2 protein-coding genes and 1 pseudogene are annotated in these 6,868 nt (G+C 58.8%); 2 read left to right on the plus strand and 1 reads right to left on the minus strand.

Going from position 1 to position 6,868, the window contains the following annotated elements:
* Positions 1-207 precede the first annotated feature (207 nt).
* Positions 208-4,938, minus strand: coding sequence for a PAS domain S-box protein (locus K678_RS18020; protein ID WP_021133616.1), 4,731 nt, complete (start codon positions 4,936-4,938; stop codon positions 208-210).
* Between the two features lie 504 nt (positions 4,939-5,442).
* On the opposite strand from K678_RS18020, the pseudogene K678_RS19985 reads away from it, so the two are divergent.
* Together K678_RS19985 and K678_RS16485 are read left to right on the plus strand one after the other, a co-directional pair.
* Positions 5,443-5,787: pseudogene (locus tag K678_RS19985) on the plus strand (acyltransferase family protein); the annotation flags it as partial.
* Between the two features lie 83 nt (positions 5,788-5,870).
* Positions 5,871-6,629, plus strand: a complete 759-nt coding sequence (locus K678_RS16485) for an acyltransferase family protein (RefSeq protein WP_331270964.1) — start codon at positions 5,871-5,873, stop codon at positions 6,627-6,629.
* The last annotated feature ends 239 nt before the right edge of the window (positions 6,630-6,868 follow it).

A 6,868-nucleotide genomic window follows, 5' to 3' on the forward strand; every position in this document is an offset into this window, starting at 1 on the left:
GTCGAAACGCTTGTCCATAGCACCACTATGCCCATCGCGTTTCTCCTGCCATTGCGCCATTTTTTCCAGCAGCGCGGCGCGCGAGGTTTATGAGGACAGGACCTAGGATCTTGCCTAAGGCCGCAGCCCCTCCGGGGCTGGCGTGGCTCAAGCGCCGCTTCGGCTTGTCGCGCCTTCCACACTGACTTCGTTTGAGTGGAAGGCGCTCTAGTCGAGCTCGTCCTTGAAATCGGCGAGGTCGCGCAACAGATTGGTCATCGCCATCGCCAGGGCCTCGACCAGATCGAGCGGCACCGCCTCGCCCTGGCGGAACAATCCCTCGATCCGCGCCGCGATCTCCAAAATTCGGGGCGCGGAGACATTGCCCGCGGTTCCCTTGATGCTGTGCGCCAGAGCGGCGACGCGGGTGAAATCCCCGCTTGCCGCCGCAGACCGCAACTCGGTCGCCATTTCGCCCTGGCTGGAGATCACGGTTGCGGCAAGGCGTTTGACGAAGGCGCTGCGGCCATCGTACTGCGCCATCAACTGGGCCCGGTCGATCTCAGCGATCAACGGCAGAGGCGGCGCATCGACCGTACTCGTCCTGCGCTGCGACAGGTGACGCTGGATCGCCGTAGCCAGGGCATCGACCATGATCGGCTTGATCATCCGCTCGACCATCCCGGCCGCGACGCAACGTTCCCGCTCTTCCTCCATCGCGTCCGCCGTCAGGCCAATGACCGGCAAATCCGGGGCAAAGTCCCTGACCGCGCGGGTAAAGTCATAGCCCCCCATTTCCGGCATCTGGACGTCGGTCAACACGATATCGAACGCCGAGCGGCCGTGCTGGTGCAGGTGGTCCAGCGCGACCCGGCCATTCTCGAAGCATGACAAAATCGCGCCTTCGGATCGCAGCATGTCTTCGAGGACAAGACGGTTCACTTCATTGTCCTCGGCAGCCAGAATCCGCAAGCCGGTCAGGCGCGCCCCTCCCGCCGTCAAGACGCGACGCCCGGCATGCGGTTCAATCATCAGACGCTTCAGGTGCCGTGCCCGCAACGGCCGCTCGATCACCGGCACCTCCAATCCGAGGGAGTGCGGCATATCCGTTCCGCCGACGGGAACCAGGATCGCCCCCCGCCCCTCGCCTATTCTCGTGTTAATCGCGGCGCGGGTGGCGGCCCCCTCAATGACATCGCGATCCACCAGCACAAAGGCCGTGTCATCCACCTGGGCCGGGTCGGCAATGACGCGGCCCAACGGCTCCGCCGCCCGCAGCACGTCGATGTCGTCTTCGGACAATCCAAACACCGCGATGTCGCCGTCCGGCCATGGAGGAGCTTCATTCACCCCGGCAAGCGGCAAAGACACGGTAAACGTGCTGCCTTGGCCCGGTGTGCTGGCAATGGCAATCTCGCCCCCCATCCGTGTCACGAGGTCGCGCGAAATCGCAAGCCCCAGACCGGTGCCGCCATAGCGGCGGGTCGTCGAACCGTCGGCCTGGACGAACGGATTGAACAGGTGGTCAACAACATCGGGAGCGATTCCGATGCCGGTATCGACCACGCGGAAGATCAGCGTTTCGTCCACGCGCGCGACCGACAGGGTAACCTCGCCCCCGGACGGGGTGAACTTGACCGCGTTACTGAGCAGATTGACCAGAATCTGACGCAGGCGATTGGGATCGCCCAGGCAGCGGGACGGTATATCGGCGGCTTCGCGGACATGGAAACGAAGCGACTTGGCCTGGGCGCGCAAGGCAAGCAGATCGACGGCACGATCGACCACCTCGCCAATCTCGATCGGGATGTTTTCGATGATCAACTTGCCGGATTCGATCTTCGAGAAATCAAGAATATCGTCGATCACCGCCTGAAGGCCATGTCCCGCATCGAGAATGCGGGTAAAGACTTCACGCTCGGCGCGGCCGACATTCTGCCGGTCGCCGATCTGGGCCAGACCAAGAATGGCGTGGAGCGGCGTGCGGATTTCGTGGCTCATATTGGCAAGGAACTCCCGACGCAACACCGCGAGGCGCTCGGCTTCGGCCAGGGCCGTTTCGCGCGCTTCCTCGTTGGCCTTGCGACTGGAAATATCGGTGAAGCTGATCACCGCGCCGACGATCGTATCATCCAGAATCATGGGATGAACCGAAGTGCTGACCGCCAGCGGCCGTCCATCGGCGGTCCGAAACACGTCATCCTCAACCCGGTGGATCGTCCCGGCCTCCAGCGTCCATTTGACCGGACAATTCTCTTGTGAAAACGGGCGGTCATCGGCCGGACTGTCGTACAGAATGGCGTGGCTATCCGTCCCGATCAGTTGGTCCGCATCGTAGCCAAGGGCGCGGCAGGCCCCCGGATTGACGAAGGTGATCGTTCCATGGGGATCGACACCGATGATCCCATCGGCGGTGGATTGGAGAATGAGGCGGACCCTGGCCTCGGTCGCTTTCAGTTCGGAGGTGCGCTCGGCCACCACCTGCTCCAGATGGTGGCGATACCGTTCCAGCTCATTTTCCAACTGTTTCTTGTCGGTGATGTCGCGACCGACGACAACCGAACCGACGATTTCGCCGTCACGATCCCGAATCGGGGCAAAATTGAAGCTGCCGACCCAACTGACGCCGGAATCCTTGCGCCGCAACAGGTACTCCTGATCGGAGGCCCTCTCGCCCCGCAAGGCCCGCGGGATCGCCCATTGCTCCAGCGGGAGCGGTGTTCCGTCAGGAAACGTCACCTCAAGGATCGTGGGATAATCGGCCAAGCTCCTGGCGCACTCGTTCCGGTCGGCAAAGCGATGGAAGGTGGCGAACGCCTCGTTCAAATGAATGAACTGCCCCTGCCGGTCGGAAATGAACACGGCGTCGCTCATTGCTCCCAGCGCCGCCTCCAGCGTCGCCTTGGCCTCCTCGATGGCGCGGCGGTTGCGTTCCCGTTCGGTAATGTCGCGCCCGATGCCCAGAACCCCGATCACGCCCCCATCGGCGTTGGTCATCGGAGTTTTGATGGTTTCGATCAGAGCGGAATGGCCGGACTCGGCAAAGGTGATCCATTCCTCGTTGGTGGTCGAGGTTCCGATAGCAATCGCCTTGCGGTCATTGGCGCGGAAAAAGTCGGCAAGGTCTTTCGGTACCAGATCATAATCGGTGCATCCAACGATATCGGCCTCGGATCGGCCGACGAAATGTTCGAACGCGCTGTTGCAGCTCAGATAGACACCATCGGCGTCTTTCAGCCAGACAAGGTCGGGAATAGTGTGGACCAGGGTCGAGAGCAATCCGCGCTCTTTCTCCAGGTCATTCTGAATCTTCTTCTGCGCGGCGATATCGAGATAGCTGGCAATATAGCCGGTGCGTTGGCCGAGTTGGTTGTCGATACCCGCCACCGTCACGAACACCGGGATTTCGGTTCCATCCCTGGCGACGCAGAGCCGCTCTCCCGACCACCGGCCATGAGCAGCGATGTCCCGCGCCACGGCGGGAGTCTGGCGATCGACCTTGCCCTCGGGCCGGGCGAAGTCCCAGATCTGAATCCCGAGAACGGCATCCTCGGCAAAACCAAAAAGGGATTGGAGGGCGGGATTAACATAGACGATCCGCGCGTCGATATCGGTCAACACCATCGGTTGGGCCGCCTGACGCAACGCCTCGGCCAAGCGATGGCGTTCGTCCTCGGCCAACCTGCGGTCTGTAATATCCTCCAGCAAGACCACGATCCATCGCGGGTAAAGGTTATCGCCCCGGACCAAAGAGGCGCTTTCCCGCACCCACACCGTCGTCCCATCCTTGCGAACGAATCGGTTCTCCTGGATGAAGTCGAAAATCTCGCCTGCCACCAAGTGCTGGGTTAACGCCGCATTCTCGGCCCGATCATCGGGATGGATCAGTTGGGGAAAGGCGAAATCGCGCAATTCCGCCAGCGAATACCCGGTGATGGCGCAATAAGCGGGGTTGGCATCGAGAAAGCGGCCGTTAACATTGGTCAAGGCAAAGCCGATCGCCGCATTGGAGAAGGAAGCGCGAAACCGCTCCTCGCTCTCGCGCTGCTGCCTCAAAGCCAACCCGGAATGCCACGCCATCAACAGCGAGAACACCGCCAGGGCGGCAACCAGTCCGGGAAGCCATTGCGCTTCCAGCGCCTGCCAGATGACCAGAGATTTGGGGACGCCGATATTGACCCCGAACCCAGTGCTCGGCGAGCGGTAATAGGCGGAAATGGTAACGGTGTTATCCAGGTTAACGTTTTCAAAGACCCCGGACGACTGACGCTCCAACTGTTTCACCAGACGGGCGGAAACCATCTTGCCGACAAACTTATCCGGATCGCGTGTCCGGGCGATCATGGTGCCTTGGCTGTCGAAGATATTGCCGAGCCACGCCGCCGGAATCTGCAAAGAGGTCAGAATGTTGGCAAGGCTGTCGGCAGAGATGATCGAGGTAAAAACGTAAACCGTCTTCCCCTGCTCCTGGATCGGAATGCTCAGAAATATCTCGTTCTGGCCCGAGATGGTTCCAACCGACAGAGGCGAAATCGAAGGCTGCCCTGTCTCGAATGCCGGTCTAAATTTATCTATATTCTTGGTGACTGGCAGCTTCGAGCCATATGGAATTAAGGTATTGACCCATTGCTGACCCGACCGGTCGATTAAGGCAAAGTGGTTGATCAACCGACCTTTCGCCGCAGCTTTCGACAGATTGCTTTGCAGGGTGGCGAAGTCTCGGCGGTCGATCAGGTCCCGATTCGAGGACGCGAACATCGCCGTTCCGGTTCTGACCGTCTCCAATTCGATGTCGACGGCCCTGGACAAGGCGGTGACGGTCAGCAGCAGGTTTTCTTCGAGATGGCTGCGTTCCCGATCGAATTCGAGATAGCCCAGCACGAAGACCAGCAGGACCACCAGCACGGTGCCGAGGAGGACCTGCCAGATGAAGTTGCCTTTAAGGTGGGTGTCGATCATGCGGGCCGCGCCGTCCCGACAGCAGCGCCGATGCGCGCTGCAAACAGACGCAATTGACCGCGATCGGGCCAAGGCAATGGGAAGACAAAGGAAGTGATGACCGCCGCCCTCTGGACGATGGGCCGAACGCTGGCATCACTTTTCCCGGCGATCCTTCGCATCATGCCGCCGCTCCCGCCGCGTGGGCAGAATGGTCATACGCAGACGGAGTGTAACACGATCAGGCCAATCGACATATGCGAATCGGAGGGCCAAAACCCGGGGCTGGAGTGGGGCGTGAACGGAAGGGCGGGTTTTGGACGCCTCAGCGTAGATCATCCGATCTGTTCCCCTCCCCGCCTTTTGATTGACGACCATCATGGCACGGCACGCCAGTTTTTCAGGATGTTTGTCCTTGGTACTGGCGATCGATAACTCGCTCCGGCTGCAAAAGGCAGTCGAGACCTTAAGTCATGCGTGTTATTTTGCAGGTTTGGCGGCATGATAAGGGGAATGTCTGTGATGATGCGGGGACAACAAGCGGGCAATAGCGTATCTGCTTCGCAGGGAAAGGAATTTCATGGCCTGGAACTGCTACGTTTTTTGTGTGCGATGACCGTAGTCGTCTGGCACTACAAGAATTTCATACCCGGAGGCGGGGAAGAGGTCCCCCAACTCCTTCCTCTCCACACATTGTTTTATGTATTCTATAATTGGGGAAATTATGCTGTAGAAGTTTTTTGGGCCATATCGGGATTTATTTTTTTCTGGAAATACTCAGAATCAATTCACTCAGGCAGAGTATCCGCTAATTCATTTTTTATTCTAAGATTTTCGCGGCTTTACCCACTGCATTTACTGACCCTTTTGATGGTGACTGCGCTGCAATTTTCCTTTATCGCCAGTCATGGGACCACGTTCCAGTATCGATTCTTTGATATTTACCATTTTATATTGCACCTTTTTTTGCTTCCGACTGGGGCCTGGGTGGGGGTTTTTCCCTCAGAAAGCCGGACTGGGATGCGGGTCTGTCGTTCAATGGCCCGGTGTGGAGCATATCCGTCGAGGTGCTTGCCTACGCCGTTTTCTGGATCCTGGCGCGTAAAGGGCCTTTCACCGCGCTGAGGCTGTGCAAGATCATGGCGGTTTTGATCATCGCAAAAATGACCTTGCCGTGGATCAAGGATATCCCCTCCTGCCAAATCTATTTTTTTATTGGCGGCGCGGTCTATCTGTTGATCACCCAGGGATGGGCAGTCAACCGCTTGGTTCACGCGACCGGGATGGCGGTTCTGCTGGCGGCAACGGCTGTGCTGGGTAACACCCTGACCGAGGGAAAGATCCACACCATCACTTTAATTCTGGTCACTGCGGCCCTTCTGCTATCTTTTTTGGCGCTTGGAAAAATAATCAAGTCCCCCAGGGTATCTGGATGTTTCTGCAGCCTAGGAAATCTGACCTATTCTTCCTACATGATTCATTTTCCGTTGCAGATATTTGTTATACTCGCGCTGGAACGGCTGGGTATAAATCCAGAGATCTATAGCCACTGGGCGACTGCTGTCGGCTTCCTGTTATTTCTCTTTCTGCTCTCCCATGCGAGCTATGTGTTTTTTGAGCATCCGGTGCAGAATTGGCTGCGTAGCCGTCTCGGTCGGACGATGGCGCCCCACCCGACAGGACCCGATTCGTCAAGAGCAATTGCACCATAAGGCATTCTGGTTTCAAACAAGACGCCGATGGCAGGGGGCGGCAGAATGCCGCGCGGATGCCTCGGCCCGTCATTCCCGGTTATCCTCCGATCCTGTGGATAGACCTGTGGGCGGGTCGAGGGTAACGGTGGAGAGTCCGGGCGAACCGGGGGTGTTGTGGCCTGTGCTGTTTTTTCAGGCAATTTCGCTCACCCTGTCCGGACTTGAGGCATCCAGAGGCGCATCTCCCCGCAGGGCAC

It is taken from the genome of Magnetospirillum fulvum MGU-K5 (assembly GCF_000442515.1).
Taxonomy (GTDB): Bacteria; Pseudomonadota; Alphaproteobacteria; order Rhodospirillales; family Magnetospirillaceae; genus Phaeospirillum; species Phaeospirillum fulvum_B.